2 protein-coding genes and 1 pseudogene are annotated in these 2,083 nt (G+C 42.9%); 2 read left to right on the top strand and 1 reads right to left on the bottom strand.

All coding sequences use genetic code 11. The features are described from left to right. Nucleotides 1-467, top strand: a 467-nt coding sequence (locus tag ACVC7Q_RS09865) for a prealbumin-like fold domain-containing protein (RefSeq protein ID WP_447265722.1), incomplete at its 5' end; no start/stop codon positions are given. A 151-nt stretch (nt 468-618) separates the two neighbouring features. Next, a pseudogene (locus ACVC7Q_RS09870) lies at nt 619-1,308 on the top strand (gamma-glutamyl-gamma-aminobutyrate hydrolase family protein). A gap of 251 nt (nt 1,309-1,559) precedes the next feature. On the opposite strand, the gene ACVC7Q_RS09875 reads toward ACVC7Q_RS09870, so the two are convergent. After that, the coding region (locus ACVC7Q_RS09875; protein ID WP_447265723.1) for a prealbumin-like fold domain-containing protein at nt 1,560-2,083 on the bottom strand (524 nt) is incomplete at its 5' end.

A 2,083-nucleotide genomic window follows, 5' to 3' on the forward strand; every position in this document is an offset into this window, starting at 1 on the left:
ATGGTGTGACCCCAGTTGCCAACCCATATGGCGAAGGACAAGCGACAGCAACTTCAGATGCCAATGGTCTTGTAAGCTTTGTAGGCTTTGAGGCTAAGGATTATGTTATTAAGGAGTTGACAGCGCCAGCTGGATACCAACTATCAACGGATGTTATTACTGTATCTGCTAGCGAATTAAAAGCTGCACCTAACCTTGTAGTAGATAAGGGGACAGTCGTAAACTACCTAACTCCACCAAACACACCTCCAACACCTCCAACACCACCAACACCTCCAACTACTCCACCAACTACCCCATCAACAGACAAACCAAAAGGTGATAAGCCTTCTGGAAGTCAACCAAAAGAAGATAAGAAACATACTCTTCCTTCTACAGGTGAAACAGTGAGCGAGGGACTAGTGGCTGCAGGACTTGCTTTGGCAGTGGCTGGAAGCGCCTTAGTTTACAAAAAACGTGAAAATTAATTTCTAAAACAGGTTTTGTTCTAGCCCTGCTAGACAAACCTGTTTTTTTACGCAATAAATATTATTTATCATCTCCTTTAAAAATACATATTAGACAAGATCATTAATAGGTGATAAGATGAATGTATGAAATAATAAAGGAGGAATGAATATGTGCAGAACCATAGTAGGAGTATCCGCTAATCTCTGTCCGGTTGATCCGGAAGGGAAGAACCTTCATTCCTCCGTTTCCAGCCAGTTTGCAGAAGGGATTCGTCAAGCAGGCGGACTTCCAATGGTTATTCCGATGGGAGATATTTCCTTAGTCAAGGATTATGTTGAAACCATTGATAAATTGATCTTGAGTGGGGGCCAAAATGTGGACCCGAGTCTTTATGGTGAAGAAAAAACTATCGAGAGCGACGATTACAACATCAAACGCGATCAATTTGAGCTTGCCCTACTGAAGGAAGCAGTACGCCAAAACAAACCGGTTCTAGGAATTTGCCGTGGGGTTCAGTTGATCAATGTGGCTTTTGGAGGAACACTCAACTAAGAGATCGAAGGGCATTGGCAAGGACTTCCGTTTGGGACTTCCCATTCTATCCAGACTAAAAAAGGCAGTGTGGTAGAGCAGCTTTTTGGACAGGCCAGTCGGATTAATTCCGTGCACCGTCAAAGCATCAAGGATCTTGCACCGAATTTCCGTGCGACCGCCTTTGATCCGCGCGATCACACCATCGAAGCCATTGAAGCTGTAGATGGTCATCGCATTATGGGCTTGCAGTGGCACCCAGAATACTTGGTTAATGAAGAAAAAGGGAATTTAGAACTTTTTAAATACTTATTACAGGAATTATAAAAAAAGAGGTTGAAGTTGGGTCAACCTCTTTTTTAGTGCACATAGGATATTTTACTACATGTTTTCCTGACTCTTATCGTGTGTGCTAACAGGTAAAAGACTAAAGATAGGGAGTTTTCCCAATGTATGTGTGAAAGAATGAGATAGGATATTTCCTGATTCACAATAGGCGATAGATAAAGATAAATAATATTTATTGCGTAAAAAAACAGGTTTGTCTAGCAGGGCTAGAACAAAACCTGTTTTAGAAATTAATTTTCACGTTTTTTGTAAACTAAGGCGCTTCCAGCCACTGCCAAAGCAAGTCCTGCAGCCACTAGTCCCTCGCTCACTGTTTCACCTGTAGAAGGAAGAGTATGTTTCTTATCTTCTTTTGGTTGACTTCCAGAAGGCTTATCACCTTTTGGTTTGTCTGTTGATGGGGTAGTTGGAGGCGTGGTTGGTGGAGTAGTTGGTGGAGTAGTTGGTGGAGTAGTTGGTGGAGTAGTTGGTGGAGTAGTTGGTGGAGTAGTTGGTGGAGTAGTTGGTGGTGTGTTTGGTGGAGTTAGGTAGTTTACGACTGTCCCCTTATCTACTACAAGGTTAGGTGCAGCTTTTAATTCGCTAGCAGATACAGTAATAACATCCGTTGATAGTTGGTATCCAGCCGGCGCTGTCAACTCCTTAATAACATAATCCTTAGCCTCAAAGCCTACAAAGCTTACAAGACCATTGGCATCTGAAGTTGCTGTCGCTTGTCCTTCGCCATATGGGTTGGCAACTGGGGTCACACCAT

The organism is Streptococcus sp. W151, assembly GCF_053010205.1.